We start from the raw sequence: 17,273 nt of genomic DNA, 5'->3' as shown, positions 1-17,273 counted from the left end.
ATGTCCGAACTCGTTACCCAATTGTCTGAAGCCTTGTACACCGCATTTCAATCTGAAACCTTCGTACTATTAAGCACGGTGGATGAAGAAACCGGCGGTCCGACCTCCAGCGCGATTTCCTGGATTTATGCCCTGGATTACTCCACCCTGCGTTTTGCGCTGGATCACCGATCCAGGCTGGTTCGCAACATCGTGGCCCATCCGAGAATTACGGTTACTGTGTTTGGGGAAGAAACGATCTATGCGATTAACGGCAAAACGAAAGTGGTTCAGGACCCGCTCGAAGGGGTCCCCTTCAAAATGTGCTGCTTCGATCTGAAAATCGATGCGGTTCGCAATGCGCTGTTTTACGGAGCACAGCTTGCGTCCGCACCGGCCTATGCCAAGGTCTATGATCAGCGTGCGGCGGAAATGCTGGACAACCAGGTTTTTGCCGCTATGAAAAAAGCCTAGCGATTTTTTTCGCTGGGCTTTTTCTTTTGGACATCTCCGGTCGTTATCTGCCGGGAGCCATGTTCATTTGCCGCTGGGTTCCAGTTTGTGGAGCGGTCCGGTTATTTCCCGGCACGTTTTGGTTCGTGCGATCGCCAGGATTCCCGGTGTCGCCGGGATTTTGGCCCTCCCGAGGGCGCGTATCGCCGGGCATTTGCGGAACGATTCGCCCGATAATGTCCGCCAGCTCGGTCGCAAATCCGGCAAGCGGTTGACCATTTGAGATTTTGTTGCCAATCTCGGTGATCCGCTGGTTGAGATCGATATCGGCGGTGACGATCGCTCCGGCTCCGTTCGGGTCTTTGCGCAGCGCTTCCGCCGCCGCGTACTTAATGCTTCCGACCCGGGCCCGTTCCAGCTTGGCGTCCACATCGATGCCGACGATCGCGGTATTGCCCATAATGACGCAATGGGCGTCCCGTACGCCGGGGATACGTTTTACGAGCTCTTCCAAATGAACTTGACGATCTTGTTGCGACATCGTTCCGTTTACGTTATTTTTCCTAACTCCATTTCCCACTTCGTTGCCGCCTTGCATCCGAACCTGGTTCGTTTGCGTTTGATCCTGAGGAGAGGGTGATGCGTTTCTAGAACCTATGGCGCAGCTGGTAAGCAGAAACATCGTCGTTAACAAACACAGCCATATTCGCATAAAGCTGAACCGTCCTTTCAAGTAGGGATCTGACTACCTCTATCCAATAACATTTCCCGGACGGGAAAAAGTATGTATGCGAATCAGAGCTGCAAGATTTCCGGTGGAGGGGATATCCGTGAAGAAGATCTTTGTGCTGGATACGAACGTTTTGCTGCATGATCCGGGGGCGATTTTTGCTTTTGACGAACATGAGGTGATCATACCTGCCGTGGTGCTCGAAGAGATCGATTCGAAAAAAAGAAACGCCGAAGAGATCGGCCGCAATGCCCGCAGAGTATCAAGGCTATTGGACGGCTTGAGGGAAAAAGGGCATCTTCACGACGGCGTGCTCTTGGACTCCGGCGGCAGGATTAAGGTAGAGCTCAATCACCGTAGCTTTCTCAAAGTCCAGGACATGTTTGTTGAGATTACGAATGATAACCGGATTTTGGCAGTAGCGTTAAACTACCATCTGGAACAGCAGGAAGAACCCCAGCCCCGCCCGGTCGTTCTGGTCAGCAAAGACGTCCTGGTCCGGATCAAGGCGGATGTTCTGGGCGTTACGGCACAGGATTATTTGTCCGACCGTACCGCAGGGCCTTCGGATTTATATAGCGGGTATTTGACCATTCAAGTACATCCCTCGCTAATCGATGAATTTTACTCGTATCGTTATTTGTCCGTAGATCAGCTTGGTTTGACCTATCCGTTATATCCGCATGAATTTGTTATTTTGAAGGATGAAATGGGGACGGGGAAATCGGCGCTGCTGCGGGTGAATGCGGATGCTTCCCGATTGGAGCCGCTATTTCTGAGCAATGATCCCGTTTGGGGAATCAGCGCTCGCAATGCCCAACAACGGATGGCTCTGGAGTTGCTGCTGAACGACGAGATTCCGCTCGTTACGATAACGGGAAAGGCCGGTACCGGAAAAACGCTGCTGGCGCTGGCCGCCGGTCTGATGAAAGTGGAGGATGATCATAAATATAAGAAGCTGCTCATTGCCCGGCCCGTCGTACCGATGGGCAAGGATATCGGATACTTGCCGGGGGAAAAGGAAGAGAAGCTAAGACCTTGGATGCAGCCGATTTACGATAATCTGGAATATTTGTTTGACACCAAGAAATCGGGGGATATCGAAAAAATCCTGATGGGCCTGGGAAGCATCCAAGTTGAAGCGCTGACCTACATCCGCGGCCGCTCGATTCCCGGCCAGTTTATCATCGTGGATGAGGCGCAAAATCTGACGAGACACGAGGTGAAAACCATTGTCTCCCGGGTAGGGGAGGGAAGCAAAATCATCCTGATGGGTGATCCCGAACAAATCGACCATCCTTATCTGGATTCCGCCAGCAACGGTCTGACTTTTCTGGTGGAACGTTTTAAGGAACAGGGCATCAGCGGGCATATTACGCTGGAAAAAGGAGAACGCTCCAAGCTCGCGCAGGCCGCTGCCGATCTTCTGTAACAAAGAGGAGCAAAATAAGGGTTAATGCCGGGCGTTGTCCCGGCTTTTTGTCATGATTTGTAAGGACAAGTTCCAGGAAGATTTGCTACAATAAGGAGGAATATAGGCTCATGTCCAGGGATACAGGTGATTAAGTTTGAACTTGCGGAGAGGAAGAACGGGTGTGAAGCGTAGAAACCACTGGGTGCTTTTTGCCATCCTGTTGCTCGCCTTGATAAATTTGTCGCCCAGCGAGACATCGACGCTGACGAGTTCGGAAGATCGCGGCGAATCCGAACCGGTCGCCCCCCAAAACAGGGAGGCGGATAAGGAGCCGGGACATATTGCGGTTGCGGTTCAAACGAGCGGAGCCGAATTTGGCGAACTTCAGCAACTGAATCAAAAGGTTATGGACGAAACCGGAATGAAGGTCGAGTTAACCAATCTTACGATGGGAAGCGAATTGGAGGCGATTCGGCAGAAGCTCGAGCTCGGGGAGTCTCCGGACGTGCTGCTGCTTGACAATGCGTGGGTACGCCAACTGGCCTCCGACGGATATTTGCTGCCGACCGAAAACTATTATCCGGGAACCTTAACCGGGGAGGTGTTAAGCGCTTCCTTGGCGCAGAACGAGTGGAACGGTTATACATGGGCTGTCCCGTTGGACATCGATCCCTATGTGTGGGTTTACCGGGACGACAAGCTGCAGGCGGAAAATTTGAAACTCCCTTTGACAACGGAAGATTGGAAAGAACTGTTGGCAAAATACAAAACCCAAACTCATCCACCTTCTCTTATAACCTTTGACTATGGAGATCCTTATGCGGGGATATCATTGACCTTGCAGCTTTCGGGTCATACCGGATCAAGCGATGCCAACTCCGTGTTCAAGCGGTCCAAAGAAACCGAGGAAGCGGTCAAACTGCTGGATGCGCTGCGTCCGTATTTGCTCCATTCCGGAAGCGGCGCTTCCGGCCAAGATAATGTCTGGAATAAACTATCCAGCGGGGAAGCGATATTTGGGCTGGTCAAATGGAGTGAGGCTCGCCGGCGTAATTCCGGCGGCCTCCATATCGTCTTCCCGGATCAGGCTATTTCCGGGGAAATGTGGATCACGGGACGGAGCTATGCGGTGACGGCCGGATCGGACAACGGGGAAGCCGCGGGGCGGTGGATCGCCGCGATGACGAACCAGATTCAACAGCGTCAATGGTTTGAACTGACCGGGAACTTGCCGGTTCGCAAAGAGCTGTATGTACAGGCGGAGCACGGCGGTATACCCGCCGGTCTACCTCCGTCCCTTGTAAAAGGAAAGGGAACTCCGGTACCCGCAGGCGCCGAAATTCCCGAAAGGATGGAGAAATATGCCTCTGTTACCGCGGCTTTTCTTAAAGGCGGCTTAGGAATGCAGGCTTACTTGAATGAACTGTCTTCATTAGGATTATAAATCCAGCTTTAACTTTACAATCAGCGTCCCTTTTTGGATGGAGGCCTCGGTGGCTTCCACAAAAGGGACGATTTTTTTGGGATAAAAGCCGAGATCAAAATCATTTTCAAGCTCCGTACGGGTCGTATCCGGAAGCTCCAGTCCGTTAAAAACAATCCGGCTTACGTGGAAGACAATCGAATTTTGCGGTTCCTGCTCAACCGTGTATGTTCCTTCCACTTTCAGCTCCAGGCCGTCTCTGCGCCCTTCGGCGATAATGCGTTCATTTTCGAACACAAAGGCCATATTTTTCAACAAGTCACTACGGGAATGCAAAAAATCGTTCAAATCTTTCTCCTTGACGGTAAGTACATACCCTTCTTTTTCGGAGGAAAGGCTCTCCTGGTGCTCCTGCAAAAAGTCCGGAAATTCCGCCATGGCCGCGGACAGTTCTTTAAAGTACCGGCGTATTTCATATAGACCGACATTTTGCCAGTAAACGGTCAACTCCTCGATCATCGCTTTAAGTTTCTCGGGGTCCGCGCTTGCGCCCAGCGATCCGTCAACACTTTGTTGCAGGGCGGCTACCCGGGTCCGCTGCTTCACAAGGCTTTCTTTCATGGACCCAAGCTCCGCGGACAAGCGGTTCAATTTGCGTTTGGTCTTTTCCAAACCGTCGTACTCGGTCTTGTATTTGTTCAAGATGTAGTGATCTCTTTCGGCAATAAGCTGATAATAATCCAGCATCGACAAAAAATCTTTCAGGCTGTTGGCCGACAACAAGGCGGACAGCAAGCTTTCCCTTTCCCCCATATAATAAGCGGCCAGCCTCTTTCCGGCCTGTTCCCGGCTGCCTTCGATCTGTTCACTCTTACTGGACAGTTGCTGTTCAAGCTCCCCGATGGATTGCTCCGTTTGACGCTGTTCTTCCTCAATTCTCGTGATTTCCCGGTCGAGCTCCACGATGGAAAGGCTCTCCTGCAGCACTTTCAGTTCCTCGTCGGACATCGGGACGGCGGAAACCTGGACCGGGAACAGGAGGACGGACGCAAACAATATCGAAAGGTACAGCGCCGTGGTTCGTCTGTTCAATGGTTTTCTCTCCCTACGTTGAATTACATCATATATATGATACCAGTTCGGCGAATAGCAGTGGGTTATTAGTTTTGTCCAAATGAAAAAAAGGCGACCCGGCCGCGGCCGGGTCGCCTTTGAGTTATAAAGCCAAGGGGATTGCTTACAACGGAAGCCCCATTTGGAAAATGGTCCAATAGCTGAAGCCGGTAAAGGCAACGATCATATATCCCCAGAACAACAGGATATAGGTTCTTTCCGTGAATTTCAGGTAGCCGAACAACACGAAAAACGCCGTTTGCAGGAAAAAAAGCAAAGCCATTTCAATCAGGTCACCGGCAAATGCCATAAGTCCGATGGCGAGTGTGAAGAAGCCGAGGACGCGGAACATGCGTGCCAAGAGAAATCCCCCTTTCCTATGTATACACGTCTACTGAATTCTATACCTCATTATACCCGCAAGTCATATAAGTGTAAACGAAAAGTCACTAAATTTACCTTTTAAGACCTTGACTTGTGATATTCGTTATTGACTTGAGTTACACCCTTATAAAAAATCTTTTATTTTGACGTGAGGTATGGACCAGGGCCGTTTTGGAAATACATTTTAGTATCAAATAGATTCTATGAACTCTATGAGAGGCATAGAAATGGAGTAAGAAATATTTTACCAGCAAGCCTGCCGGAATTCCGGCCGGAAGACGGTATATCAGGATGTCGTTAGGAGGTTTTTATAGCATGACAGCAGTTAGACAAGACGCGTGGAGCGCTGAGGATGATTTGATCTTGGCGGAAGTGACTCTGCGCCATATTCGGGAAGGCAGCACCCAGTTGACGGCATTTGAGGAAGTGGGGGAACGAATCGGAAGAACGGCGGCAGCCTGCGGTTTCCGGTGGAACAGTTGTGTCCGGAAGAAATATGAAGCCGCGATCGGCATCGCCAAAGCGCAACGCCAAAAACGCAACTATATGAAAAAGCAGGGGACGCTCGCGGGCAATCCCGCCATTTCTTCACTGGCCCCGGCCGAGTTGGAAGAAGGGACTTACCGGAGCGATGGGGCTACGGAAGAAACGATCTCGATCGATGCCGTCATCCGTTTTTTACGCGGTTGGAAGAATTCCATTCAGGATACGAACAGGCATGTAAAAAATTTGGAGAAGGAGCTGCGCGAGAAAGAGGAGCAGCTTGCCAGACTAAGAGAAGAGAACGAGCAGTTGTCTGCGCAAGTGAATGAAGTACAGACCGATTACCGGGTTGTGAACGATGACTACAAAGCTTTAATTCAAATTATGGACCGGGCGCGCCGGTTGGCTTTCCTGAATGAAGAGGACGAAGAAGCGAAAACCCGTTTTAAAATGGATGCGAACGGGAATCTGGAGCGCATCGAATAACAAAAAGACAAAATCCTGCCGATCCGGCGGGATTTTGTCTTTTCGGGAGAAGAAAAGGTTGGTATAAAAGAATTAGTGAAAACCGGAGGCGGGGCAGAAGAAGGAGATGTATTTCTGATGAAAATCGAGATTATAGGCGCCGGGGCGCTCGGGCTGCTGTTTGGGGGAATGCTGGTTCATGCCGGAGAGCGGGTCCGCTTTTGGACAAGAACCCCGGAGCAATCCCAGTTCTTGAATTCCGGCGGGTTTAGTATAGAATACCCGGGCGGCGCGGTTCGGCTTGCGCCGGGGAGTTTTACGGCCTACCCTATCGATGCTGCGGTGAAGGGGGAAGTTGGGGAGGCGGCGGACTGGGTCTTTTTGATGACGAAACAGCGTCATATTGAAGGGCCGCTTTTGCGGCATACGGGGAAGCTGCTTGGCGAAACCACCGGGATTTTATGCTTTCAAAACGGGATCGGACATATCGAAAAGGTGCGCGGAGCTTTCCCGGGATTTCCGGTTTATGCGGCCATCACTACGGAAGGGGCCAAGCTGGCGGACAAAAGCAAGGTGATCCGTTCCGGAGCGGGGGTCACAAAACTAGGGCTGCCCCAGGCAGCGGAAGCGTATGCGAAATCCGTTTCAAGCGAGAATCGTCGGGAAAATGAGACTCGGGCGAGCCATGAAAACGTAAAAACTGCTGAATGTTTGGCAAAAAAACTGACGCAGGCAGGATTTCAAGCCATTTTGTCGAATGACATCGATACGGAGATTTACAAGAAGCTGCTGATCAATGCGGCGATTAATCCTTTAACGGCGTTGTTAAGGGTTTCTAACGGAGAGTTGCTCATCGGCGAAGAACGGAGGCAACTGCTGAAGCAGTTATGCCGCGAGACGGAGCAAATTTACCTTGCGCACGGTATTCCCTGTGAGCCCGATACTTATGCTATGGTCATGAGCGTTTGCCGCTCCACTTCGGGGAACATCTCTTCTATGTTGAAGGACGTGCTTCAGGGAGAGATAACGGAAGTGGATCATATCAACGGGCGTTTGGTGGAGATGGCCCATGCGGCAAAGATTCCCGCTCCCGGACATGAAGCTGTCTGGCGCTTGGTGAGGGCGCTTCATCCGGTCTGAACCGTATAAAAATATAGCATTTAACCAAGCGAGTGAGCTTTTTAATTCCAATCGCGCCGGGGAGGTGGAACTATTGAGTATATTACTCTCGTCTGTCGGGGTTCTTTCGGTCATGCCATTCATTCCTTTTCTGCTGGTGTATTTCATCGCCAATTATATGAAGAAAGACAAAAAAGCGGCGATCAAGCTGGCGATGGATGTCACCACGGTATTTCTGATCCTTTCGGTTTCCGCCTTGTTCAATAACGTCTTCGGTTCCAAGTTCGGGTTCTACCTTATCCTGTTGATTCTGCTGATTGCCGTCGGACTCATCGGCGGAGCGCAAAACCGGATGAAAGGGAAGGTCGATGTCCGCAGGTTATTGAGAGCGGTTTGGAGACTTACGTTTGCGGGAACGGGCCTGGCCTATGTCTTGTTATTTCTCATTAGTATTTTTACATATGTTACGGCGCAGTAGGCTAAGCTAATGAGTATGCAAAAATCTACATAAAACATTAACATCCGAGGTTAATTGTAAACGAAATGAAAAGTCAATATTGTATATTGGACTATTTTGTTAAGAAAAAGCTCGATTATATTAATTTTCGATTAATTTATTGAAAATTTTTGTTGGATTTTTTTGACCGCTGGTTGTATAATCTTAAAACATATACCACAATTTTAAGGGGGAACTGCAAGATGAAGAAGAGTAAGAGCCTCTTGCTCCTTTTGACGCTCGTTCTTGCGGTTGGCACGCTGCTTGCGGCATGCGGATCGAATGGGAACCAGGGCGCATCAAACGGTGGCAACACATCTTCCAACGGCGGCGAGAAGGCTGCGAACAGCGGTGAAGAGAAGTTGGCCGCGGATCAGACGCTTAGAATCAACCTGAGTGCGGAGCCTCCTACATTTGACCCGGCTCAAGCGAAAGACAGCCAGGCCAATACGGTTCTGAAAACGATGTACGAAGGGTTGACTCGTATGGACGAGTCCGGTGAACCTCAACCGGCTGCAGCCGAGAAGTGGGAAGCTAAAGGCAATAAAATTACTTTCCATCTTCGCAAAGATGCGAAGTGGAGCAACGGCGACCCGGTGAAAGCCAGCGATTTTGTTTTCGCTTGGGAGCGCGTGTTAAGTCCGAAAACAAATCCGGCAGCTCCTTATGCTTATCAATTGTTCTACTTGAAAAATGCTGAAGATTATAATTCAGGAAAAATCAAAGACTTCAGTCAAGTCGGCGTAAAAGCCGTTGACGATTACACCCTTGAGGTGGAACTGGTTTCGCCGACTCCTTACTTCGTGGGTCTGACTTCTTTCTATACCTACTATCCGGTTCATCCATCCGTGAAGGACGATCCGAAATGGGCGGTTAACAAAGACAAAATGATCGTTAACGGTGCGTTTACGTTGACTACCTGGACAAAAGGCCAAACGATCGAAGTTACGAAGAACGAAAACTATTGGGGTAAAGACGAAATCAAACTCAGCAAAATCACGATGTCCCTCGTAAACAGCGGCGCTACCGAGCTTACGAGCTACAGAAATGGCGAGTTGGATCGTGCGGGCCATCCGAACGGCGAAATCCCGACCGACCAAATTCCAATCGTTCAGAAAGAACTGAAAGACGAGTACAAAGTTAAAGGTATCGCCAGTACCTATTTCTATGAATTTAATATAACGGCTAAACCGTTCGATAACGTGAAAATCCGTAAAGCTTTCGCGATGGCGCTTGAACGCCAAGCTATCGTTGACAAAATCACGCTGGGCGGACAGTTGCCTGCTTTCGGTTTTGTGCCTCCAGGCATTAAAGGCGTGAAGGATGAATTCCGTAATGAAAATCCGGACAAGGAATTCTTTACCGAAAATGTAGAAGAAGCGAAGAAATTGCTTGAAGAAGGTATGAAAGAAGAAGGCTATACGACACTGCCTGAAATCACTTTGATTTACAACTCCAGTGAAGCCCACAAGAAACTCGCTTTGGCTGCAGCCGACATGTGGAAGAAAAACCTAGGTGTTGACGTGAAAACCGAAAACCAGGAATGGAGCGTCTTCATCGAAAACCGTCAAAACAAGAACTACCAAATCGCCCGCAACGGCTGGAGCGCGGACTACAATGATCCAATGACATTTATCGACATGTGGACTTCCAACAGCGGTAACAATGATACCGGATTTAAGAGCGAAGAGTATGATAAACTCGTTCAAGAGGCTAAAACTACGGAAGATAACGCAAAACGTAACGAAATCTTCAAAAAGGCTGAAGAGATTCTGGTTAAAGACAACATGATTATCCTTCCGGTGTACTATTACACCAACGTTGCCCTTGAAAAAACATGGTTGAAGGGCGTAGTTGTTGACTTCAGCGGAGCCATTGACTACACTCGCGCCTACCTGACTGAACACTAATTCGATGGTTTAGTGCGTTAAAGAATTGCATAGCTACATCGGGATATATATGTGGGTATTCCATATATATCCCGTTTTTTTTGTGTGCATCGGGTTTCTTCCAAGCTTTGTAGGGGTATGGCAATTATATTGAATAGACAAAGTTCCGGATTTAACCTAAAATCGGTTTATGTCGAAATTTTTGATAGGGAGGTGTTAACGGGCATGGTGCGTTACATTGCCAATAAGTTTTTTTACATGTTGGTCTCATTGTTCATTTTGATCTCCGCCACCTTCTTTCTGATGAAAGCCATTCCAGGCGACCCTTTCACTTCAGAGAAAAAGGTGCCGCCTGCAATTCAAGAGCTTCTATATAAACAATTTGGACTGGACAAGCCCGTTTATCAGCAGTATTTGAAGTATTTGGGAGACGTTGTTCGAGGGGATTTCGGGATTTCCATGAAGAAGATTAATCAGGACGTTTCCGATATCATCGGGCAAACCTTTTCCGCTTCTCTTAAATTGGGACTCGTAGCCATTATAGTAGCTGTTATCGTAGGGGTACTGCTTGGAATGCTGGCAGCGCTGTATCATCGCAAACTGATTGACAATGTGGCGATGGTGTTAGCGGTGCTGGGCATCGCGGTTCCCAGCTTTGTCGTGGCCTCGCTTTTACAGTATATTTTCGCGTCAAAACTGCACTGGCTGCCTACCATGGGCTTCAAGGGCCCGATGTATTATGTCCTTCCTGTAGCCGCTTTAACGGCGCAGCCGATCGCCTTTATCGCGCGGTTGACCCGTTCGAGCATGCTGGAAGTGCTGCATGCGGATTACATTAAAACAGCGAAGGCAAAAGGTTTGAACTGGTTTGCTATTCTTTTCCGCCATGTCATTCGCAACGGAATTATGCCGGTCGTCACCTATATTGGCCCGATGACCGCGAATATTGTCACCGGCTCGGTTGTCATCGAACAGATTTTCGGGATCGGCGGGATCGGTAAACAGTTCGTTGAAGCAATCGGGGGTCGTGACTATCCGGTTATCATGGGGATTACGATCTTCTACGGAATCCTTTTGATGCTGGCCCGCTTCCTTACCGACATTGCTTATATCTTTGTTGATCCTAGAATCAAACTTGGCAAAAGGAAGGAGGGGTAAGGGTGGATAACAATCCAATTCAAGTGATGCCAACGCCTGTGGAGTTGAAGCCGGAAGATTTTCGTAAAATCGGGACGGATGAGAAACAGGCGGAAGTCATCCAACGGGAAAGTATTTCCGCTTGGCGTGATGCCTGGTATCGTCTTCGTTCCAACAAGATGGCCATGACCGCGCTCGGCGTACTGTTGCTGATTGTCATTGCCTCTCTTGTCGGTCCGTTGATTTCCAAATGGGTGCACGGATACAACTATTATTCCAACGATCTGATGAATACAAACCAAAAACCGTCCGCCCTGCACTGGTTCGGAACCGACGACCTCGGCCGCGACATGTGGGTGCGCACCTGGATGGGGGCCCGGATCTCCCTGATCGTAGGTTTGGCCGCGGCGTGTATCGACTTGATGATCGGTGTTATTTACGGCGGCATTATGGGTTATTTTGGCGGCCGTGTCGATGAAATTATGAATAAATTTTCCGAGATTCTGTACTCCATCCCTTATTTGCTGGTAACGATCTTGTTGCTGGTCGTAATGGAACCTAGTTTGGGAACGATCATCTTGGCCTTGACGATTACGGGCTGGATTAACATGTCGTGGATCGTCCGCGGTGAAATTATGCAGCTCAAAAACCGCGAGTTCGTTCTTGCATCCCGTTCGATGGGCGCCAGTTCCGGACGTCTGTTGTTCCGCCACTTGCTGCCGAATGCGGTAGGTCCGATCATCGTTACCGTGACCTTGTCCGTACCGAACGCGATTTTTTCTGAAGCCTTCTTGAGCTTCCTCGGTCTGGGCGTACAGGCTCCGATCGCATCGCTCGGTTCGATGATCAACGATGCCTTGACCGGTTGGCTGTACTACCCATGGCGCATGCTGTTCCCGGCGGCTGTCATCAGCTTGACGATGCTGGCGTTTAACATTTTCGGCGACGGCCTTCGCGACGCGCTGGATCCAAAACTGAAGAAATAGGAGGTGGAGTGATGGAGCCGATTTTACAAATCAAAGATTTGCATGTCTCCTTCCAGGTAAAAGGCGGAGAAGTGAAAGCCGTACGCGGCATGAACTTTGAAGTAGGCAAGGGGGAAACGGTTGCGATCGTCGGTGAATCGGGCAGTGGCAAAAGCGTCACGGCCCAAACGGTCATGCGACTGATCCCGTCCCCTCCGTCCATAATCAAGCAAGGTGAAATTCTGTTCCAGGGACAGAACCTTTTGCAAAAAAGCGACAAAGAAATGGAAGCCATTCGCGGTAAAGATATTGGCATGATTTTTCAGGACCCGATGACCTCGTTGAATCCTACGATTAAGGTAGGTAGACAAATTACCGAAGTGCTTATCAAACATCAGAAAATGTCAGCGGCCGAAGCGAAAAAAGAGGCTATTGAGATGCTGAAGCTTGTAGGCATCAAAAATGCGGAAGCCCGCTTTAATCAATATCCGCACGAATTTTCCGGGGGGATGAGGCAGCGTGTGATGATCGCCATCGCGCTGGCTTGCCGGCCTGCTCTGCTTATTGCCGATGAACCGACCACCGCGCTTGACGTAACGATTCAGGCCCAAATTATGGACGTTATGAAAGAGATGCAGGAGCGTCTTGGTACGTCGATCATCTTGATCACCCATGACCTTGGTGTTGTAGCGGGTATGTGTGACCGGGTCATCGTTATGTATGCGGGCGAAGTCGTCGAAACCGGAACGAAGTGGGAGATTTTCAAAAACCCTCAGCACCCTTACACCAAAGGATTGCTAAGATCGATGCCGCGCCTTGACCAGAAGAAGGGCGAGCCGTTGATCCCGATCATCGGGACGCCGCCGGATTTGATCAAGCCGCCGATCGGCTGTCCGTTCGCAGCTCGCTGCGAACATGCCATGAAGATCTGCGAACGCATCGATCCGGGCGCAACGGTGTTCAGTGACACGCATATGGCGCGTTGCTGGGATCTTCACCCGATGGCCAAGGAGGGACAGTCGTCATGAGCAAGAACCTGATCGAAGTCGAAGGCCTCAAAAAATATTTTAACGTCGGCAGCGGCAATGTGCTTAAAGCCGTCAACGATATCAGTTTCTCGATCGCGGAAGGCGAGACATTGGGTCTCGTCGGCGAGTCGGGCTGCGGCAAGTCCACCGCCGGACGGACGATACTTCGTCTATATGAGCCGACCGCAGGCAGCGTTCGTTTCAACGGTACGGATATCAACAAGCTGTCTCCGCGCAAAATGAAAGCGATGCGCCGCGACATGCAGATGATTTTCCAGGATCCGTACGCCTCGCTGAATCCGCGGTTTACGGTCACGGATATTATCGGGGAGGCGCTGGACATCCACGGCATGGCCGGTTCCCGCGCCGAGCGGAAGAAACGGGTAGAGGAACTGCTGGATATGGTAGGTCTGAACCCGGATCACGCTACGCGTTACCCGCACGAGTTCTCGGGCGGTCAGCGGCAACGGATCGGGATTGCCCGCGCGTTAGCGGTAAACCCGAAATTCATTATTTGCGACGAACCGATTTCCGCGCTGGACGTATCGATTCAAGCGCAGGTGGTCAACCTGCTTAAGGAACTGCAGGACCGCCTCGGTTTGACTTATCTCTTCATCGCGCATGACCTGTCGATGGTCAAGCACATCAGTGACCGCGTAGCGGTTATGTATCTGGGCCGGATCGTGGAAATGGCGGAAAGTGAAGAATTGTACGCCAATCCGCTTCATCCTTACACCAAAACCTTGCTGTCGGCCATTCCGATTCCGGATCCGGAAGTGGAAGCCAACAAGAAGCGGATTTTGCTGGAGGATACCGGCAACGGACCGATTTCATCGGCGAAGGACGGCTCCGCCAGCGGCGGCGCTTTCGACCTGGAAAACTCGGAGTTGGTCGAAGTATCGAAAGGCCACTGGGTATCCATGCCGAAAAAAGGATAATTGGGGTCCCCGTTCCCCAGCCCCGCACCGTGTTCCGGTGCGGGGTCTTTTTTTAGCTTCGCGATTGTCCCGGGGTTGTGCTATATTTTATAAGAAGCTAAGAAGTTTAAAGCTTGTGAAAAAAGAACAGGAGGATCGATCCCTGATGAATATGGTGAAAGAGCCGCTGCCGACGGGACAACCGCTCGCCGAAGCGCTCATTCAGGATTATGCCCGGGTTAGCTCATTCTATGAGTATAATCCCAAGGAGGAACGGAGCTGGAAGGAACGGCTCGAATGGCTGGATCAAAGCGAAAGTTCCCGTGTAGGTCGAGAAGAACTGGTGTCCCGGCTGCGGGAATATAATCGCCTTCACAACCCGGAGGACGCGGTTGCGAAGAACCTTGAGCTATTGGCTCAGCCGGGGACAGCCGTCATCGTCGGCGGGCAGCAAAGCGGTTTGTTTACCGGCCCGCTGCTCGTTATATACAAAGCGGTGACGATTATCAAGGCGGCCCGGGAAGCCTCACGGAAGCTGGGACGGTCTGTCGTACCGGTCTTCTGGATTGCCGGCGAGGATCATGACTGGGACGAAGTCAATCATGCGTATGTGTTGTCGGGCAGCCTGGAGGTCAGCCGGGTACGGATCGCTGACGGTCATGAGCAGGGCAAGCCGGTCAGTTGGACGGAGATGATGCCGGAAGCATGGGACCAGGCGGCGGCCGAACTGGAACAATTGCTGCCGGAGACCGAATTCCGGCCGGGGTTGATGGAGCTGTTCCGGACATGCTCGTCTTCCTCCTCAACATTGACGGAATGCTTCGCCAAGCTGATGGGGCATTGGTTCGGCAGGTACGGACTGATCCTGCTCGATTCCGCGGATCCCGAATTGAGACGGCTGGAAGCCCCCGTATTTGAAGCGATGATCGAGAGAAACGATGAGCTGGAAGAAGCGTATATGGAAACCTCCCGGGCCTTAAAGGAACGGGGCTTTACGCTTCAGGCGGATGTCCGGGAGGACGGAGCGAATCTTTTCTACATACATGAAGGAGAAAGATTGCTTTTATTTAAGCAGGATGGCAAGTTTAATGATCGCAAGGGCAAGGTGGCTTTTTCGAGGGAAGAACTGATCGGGGAGCTACACGCCCACCCGGAACGCTTCAGCAACAATGTGCTGACCCGTCCGCTGATGCAGGATTCGCTTCTGCCGGTGCTGGGTACGGTGCTGGGCGCGGGAGAAATCGCCTACTGGGCACTGACGCGCTCCGCCTTCCGCAAGCTCGGTCTGCAAATGCCGATTTTACTGCCGCGGGAGTCTTTTACCGTGATGGAAGGCACCTTGCAAAAGCATATGGAGAAATATGGACTGCGCTGGGAAGACGTAGCGGATCGCGAAGCTCTGCGCAGCAAGCGCGAAGCCTGGCTTGCCGGGCAAGACTCGCTGAATCTGGAAGAGCGGTTTGAAGAAATCAAAGCGGCCTTTACGGCGATGTATAATCCTCTGATCGAGCAGTTGGGCACGATTCAGGCGGGACTCGTCAAGCTGGGCGGGGCCAATCGCGATAAGATCGTCGATCAGATCGACTATCTGCGGGGCAAAACGAAGGATGCCCTGGAGAAATCGAATGAAGCGGGTCTCCGCCATTTCGATCGTATTGAGTTGTCCCTATTCCCGCTCGGGAAACCGCAGGAAAGAGTCTATAATATTTTTTATTACCTGAACCGCTATGGTTCGGACTGGATTGACGGTTTGACGGGAATTCCTTATGATGTAACGGGAAGTCACCGGATTATAAACTTGTAGGAGGGAAAAGTCGATGAGTTCAGCTATTCAAAACAGCATCGTCGCCGATATGAAACTGGCCCCCGAGGGGCACTTGAAGATTGATTGGGTCGAGGCTCATATGCCTGTGCTTGGACGGATCCGCAAGCAATTTGAGCAGGAGCAGCCTTTTAAGGGGTTAAAAGTAACGATCTCGCTGCACTTGGAAGCAAAAACGGCTTATTTGGCGAAGGTCGTCAAAGCCGGCGGAGCCGAAGTGACGATTACAGGAAGCAACCCGCTTTCCACCCAGGACGATGTATGCGCGGCATTGGTCGAAGACGGCGTCACGGTGTTTGCCAAATACAACCCGGAGCCTGAGGAGTACAAAGCGCTTCTTATTCGTGCTCTCGAGACGAAGCCGGATCTGATTATCGATGACGGCGGAGACCTTGTGACGATCCTTCACTCGGAACGTCCGGACCTCCTCGAAAATGTTCGCGGTGGCGCGGAGGAAACCACGACCGGGATTTTGCGGCTTAAAGCGATGGATAAGGAAGGGAAGCTGCAATTCCCGATGGTAGCCGTAAACGATGCGTATTGCAAATACTTGTTTGATAACCGGTACGGAACAGGACAATCGGTCTGGGACGGCATCAACCGGACGACCAACCTGGTCGTGGCGGGGAAAACCGTCGTGGTTGTAGGCTACGGCTGGTGCGGCAAAGGCGTGGCGATGCGGGCCAAAGGGCTTGGCGCCAATGTCGTTGTCGCCGAAGTGGATGCGATCAAGGCAGTCGAAGCTTATATGGACGGGTTCCATGTCATGCCGATGCTGGAAGCGGCCAAGATCGGCGATTTCTTTGTCACCGTAACCGGCAATCGCGACGTCATTCGCGGAGAACATTACGATGTGATGAAGGACGGAGCCATTCTGTCCAATGCCGGCCACTTCGACGTGGAAGTGAACAAACCGGAGCTGGCTGAGCGCTCCAGCTCGATACGTACCGTTCGCCGGAACATTGAAGAATATCAATTGAAGGACGGACGCAAAGTGTATGTGCTCGCCGAAGGCCGCCTGGTCAACCTGGCTGCCGGTGATGGACATCCGGCGGAGATCATGGACATGACGTTCGCCCTTCAAGCCTTGTCACTTAAGTACGTGAACGAACAGTATGAGCAAATCGGCAAGACCGTGATCAATGTTCCGTATGAGTTGGATGAGCAGGTGGCCCGCTTCAAGCTGGAAAGTCTGGGGCTCGGCATCGATACGCTGTCCGAAGAACAGCGGGCTTATCTGGACAGTTGGCAGGAGCATTAAGAAACCGGAAACACGGCTTGATAACATGAAACGATCCATAGAAGCGTGAGTGTGGGGATTTAATGATCCCCGTCGCTCGCGCTTTTTTTACGTCCGTTCACCCGGATATAATTACCAACAAAAAAAGTTTAAGAGATAGCAGGATTTTTATCCGTAGTGGAGAATAAGTACTATTCATAGTGGTGGAAAGTGGTG

At 50.9% G+C, this 17,273-nt stretch carries 16 protein-coding genes; 13 read left to right on the top strand and 3 right to left on the bottom strand.

From position 1 onward, the window contains the following. Entirely contained in the window at positions 1-453 is a 453-nt protein-coding gene (locus V4U84_RS13050; RefSeq protein ID WP_334071922.1) for a pyridoxamine 5'-phosphate oxidase family protein, read from the top strand. Between the two features lie 43 nt (positions 454-496). On the opposite strand, the gene V4U84_RS13045 is transcribed toward V4U84_RS13050, so the two are convergent. Beyond that, a complete protein-coding gene (locus V4U84_RS13045; protein WP_334077279.1) occupies positions 497-1,144 on the bottom strand; it encodes a YhcN/YlaJ family sporulation lipoprotein in 648 nt (215 codons plus the stop codon). A gap of 118 nt (positions 1,145-1,262) precedes the next feature. On the opposite strand from V4U84_RS13045, the gene V4U84_RS13040 reads away from it, so the two are divergent. After that, the gene (locus V4U84_RS13040) at positions 1,263-2,594 is read left to right on the top strand and encodes a PhoH family protein (RefSeq protein ID WP_334071921.1); all 1,332 of its coding nucleotides are present in this window, start codon (positions 1,263-1,265) and stop codon (positions 2,592-2,594) included. A gap of 163 nt (positions 2,595-2,757) precedes the next feature. Beyond that, entirely contained in the window at positions 2,758-4,020 is a 1,263-nt protein-coding gene (locus tag V4U84_RS13035; RefSeq protein WP_334071920.1) for an extracellular solute-binding protein, read from the top strand. Here V4U84_RS13035 and V4U84_RS13030 read toward each other — a convergent pair. Both V4U84_RS13030 and V4U84_RS13025 read right to left on the bottom strand, forming a co-directional pair. Further along, a complete protein-coding gene (locus V4U84_RS13030; RefSeq protein WP_334071919.1) occupies positions 4,015-5,091 on the bottom strand; it encodes a coiled-coil domain-containing protein in 1,077 nt (358 codons plus the stop codon). The two genes, V4U84_RS13035 and V4U84_RS13030, sit on opposite strands and share 6 nt — an antisense overlap. Before the next feature lie 145 nt (positions 5,092-5,236). Then, positions 5,237-5,473 (bottom strand): DUF2626 family protein, encoded by a 237-nt coding sequence (locus V4U84_RS13025; protein ID WP_334071918.1) that lies wholly within the window; start codon positions 5,471-5,473, stop codon positions 5,237-5,239. Between the two features lie 338 nt (positions 5,474-5,811). Between V4U84_RS13025 and V4U84_RS13020 the strand changes: the two genes are divergently transcribed. The 10 genes from V4U84_RS13020 to V4U84_RS12975 all read left to right on the top strand — a co-directional run bounded on the left by V4U84_RS13020 (position 5,812) and on the right by V4U84_RS12975 (position 17,078). Next, on the top strand, positions 5,812-6,465 hold the full coding sequence (locus tag V4U84_RS13020; RefSeq protein ID WP_334071917.1) for an RsfA family transcriptional regulator: 654 nt from the start codon (positions 5,812-5,814) through the stop codon (positions 6,463-6,465). 117 nt (positions 6,466-6,582) lie between these two features. Beyond that, positions 6,583-7,584 carry a ketopantoate reductase family protein gene (locus V4U84_RS13015; RefSeq protein WP_334071916.1) on the top strand — a complete coding sequence of 334 codons (1,002 nt, stop codon included), beginning with the start codon at positions 6,583-6,585 and terminating at the stop codon, positions 7,582-7,584. A gap of 73 nt (positions 7,585-7,657) precedes the next feature. Further along, positions 7,658-8,041 carry a DUF3397 domain-containing protein gene (locus V4U84_RS13010; RefSeq protein WP_334071915.1) on the top strand — a complete coding sequence of 128 codons (384 nt, stop codon included), beginning with the start codon at positions 7,658-7,660 and terminating at the stop codon, positions 8,039-8,041. A gap of 221 nt (positions 8,042-8,262) precedes the next feature. Next, complete coding sequence (locus tag V4U84_RS13005) at positions 8,263-9,969, top strand: peptide ABC transporter substrate-binding protein (protein ID WP_334071914.1); 1,707 nt, start codon at positions 8,263-8,265, stop codon at positions 9,967-9,969. 204 nt (positions 9,970-10,173) lie between these two features. After that, positions 10,174-11,106 (top strand): ABC transporter permease, encoded by a 933-nt coding sequence (locus V4U84_RS13000; protein WP_334071913.1) that lies wholly within the window; start codon positions 10,174-10,176, stop codon positions 11,104-11,106. Between the two features lie 26 nt (positions 11,107-11,132). Next, entirely contained in the window at positions 11,133-12,071 is a 939-nt protein-coding gene (locus V4U84_RS12995; protein WP_334072071.1) for an ABC transporter permease, read from the top strand. Positions 12,072-12,082: 11 nt separating this feature from the next. After that, entirely contained in the window at positions 12,083-13,078 is a 996-nt protein-coding gene (locus V4U84_RS12990) for an ABC transporter ATP-binding protein (RefSeq protein WP_334071912.1), read from the top strand. Beyond that, entirely contained in the window at positions 13,075-14,016 is a 942-nt protein-coding gene (locus V4U84_RS12985; RefSeq protein ID WP_334071911.1) for an ABC transporter ATP-binding protein, read from the top strand. Before V4U84_RS12990 ends, V4U84_RS12985 begins: the two co-directional genes overlap by 4 nt. Positions 14,017-14,161: 145 nt before the next feature. After that, a complete protein-coding gene (bshC, locus tag V4U84_RS12980) occupies positions 14,162-15,799 on the top strand; it encodes a bacillithiol biosynthesis cysteine-adding enzyme BshC (protein WP_334071910.1) in 1,638 nt (545 codons plus the stop codon). Between the two features lie 13 nt (positions 15,800-15,812). Then, positions 15,813-17,078, top strand: coding sequence for an adenosylhomocysteinase (locus V4U84_RS12975; protein WP_334071909.1), 1,266 nt, complete (start codon positions 15,813-15,815; stop codon positions 17,076-17,078). Positions 17,079-17,273 lie beyond the last annotated feature (195 nt).

The organism is Paenibacillus sanfengchensis (assembly GCF_036864765.1).
GTDB lineage: Bacteria > Bacillota > Bacilli > Paenibacillales > Paenibacillaceae > Fontibacillus > Fontibacillus sanfengchensis.
The sequence above is the reverse complement of the archived record's forward strand: the minus strand, read 5'-3'. Positions and strand labels throughout refer to the sequence as shown.

Excerpts from the sequence above, each read along its gene's own strand:
- V4U84_RS12990 (WP_334071912.1), top strand. The coding sequence starts at position 12,083 with ATGGAGCCGATTTTACAAATCAAAGATTTGCATGTCTCCTTCCAGGTA.
- V4U84_RS13050 (WP_334071922.1), top strand. The coding sequence starts at position 1 with ATGTCCGAACTCGTTACCCAATTGTCTGAAGCCTTGTACACCGCATTT.
- V4U84_RS12985 (WP_334071911.1), top strand. The coding sequence starts at position 13,075 with ATGAGCAAGAACCTGATCGAAGTCGAAGGCCTCAAAAAATATTTTAAC.
- bshC (WP_334071910.1), top strand. The coding sequence starts at position 14,162 with ATGAATATGGTGAAAGAGCCGCTGCCGACGGGACAACCGCTCGCCGAA.
- V4U84_RS13045 (WP_334077279.1), bottom strand. The coding sequence starts at position 1,144 with ATGCGAATATGGCTGTGTTTGTTAACGACGATGTTTCTGCTTACCAGC.
- V4U84_RS13015 (WP_334071916.1), top strand. The coding sequence starts at position 6,583 with ATGAAAATCGAGATTATAGGCGCCGGGGCGCTCGGGCTGCTGTTTGGG.
- V4U84_RS12995 (WP_334072071.1), top strand. The coding sequence starts at position 11,133 with ATGCCAACGCCTGTGGAGTTGAAGCCGGAAGATTTTCGTAAAATCGGG.
- V4U84_RS13000 (WP_334071913.1), top strand. The coding sequence starts at position 10,174 with ATGGTGCGTTACATTGCCAATAAGTTTTTTTACATGTTGGTCTCATTG.
- V4U84_RS13005 (WP_334071914.1), top strand. The coding sequence starts at position 8,263 with ATGAAGAAGAGTAAGAGCCTCTTGCTCCTTTTGACGCTCGTTCTTGCG.
- V4U84_RS12975 (WP_334071909.1), top strand. The coding sequence starts at position 15,813 with ATGAGTTCAGCTATTCAAAACAGCATCGTCGCCGATATGAAACTGGCC.
- V4U84_RS13020 (WP_334071917.1), top strand. The coding sequence starts at position 5,812 with ATGACAGCAGTTAGACAAGACGCGTGGAGCGCTGAGGATGATTTGATC.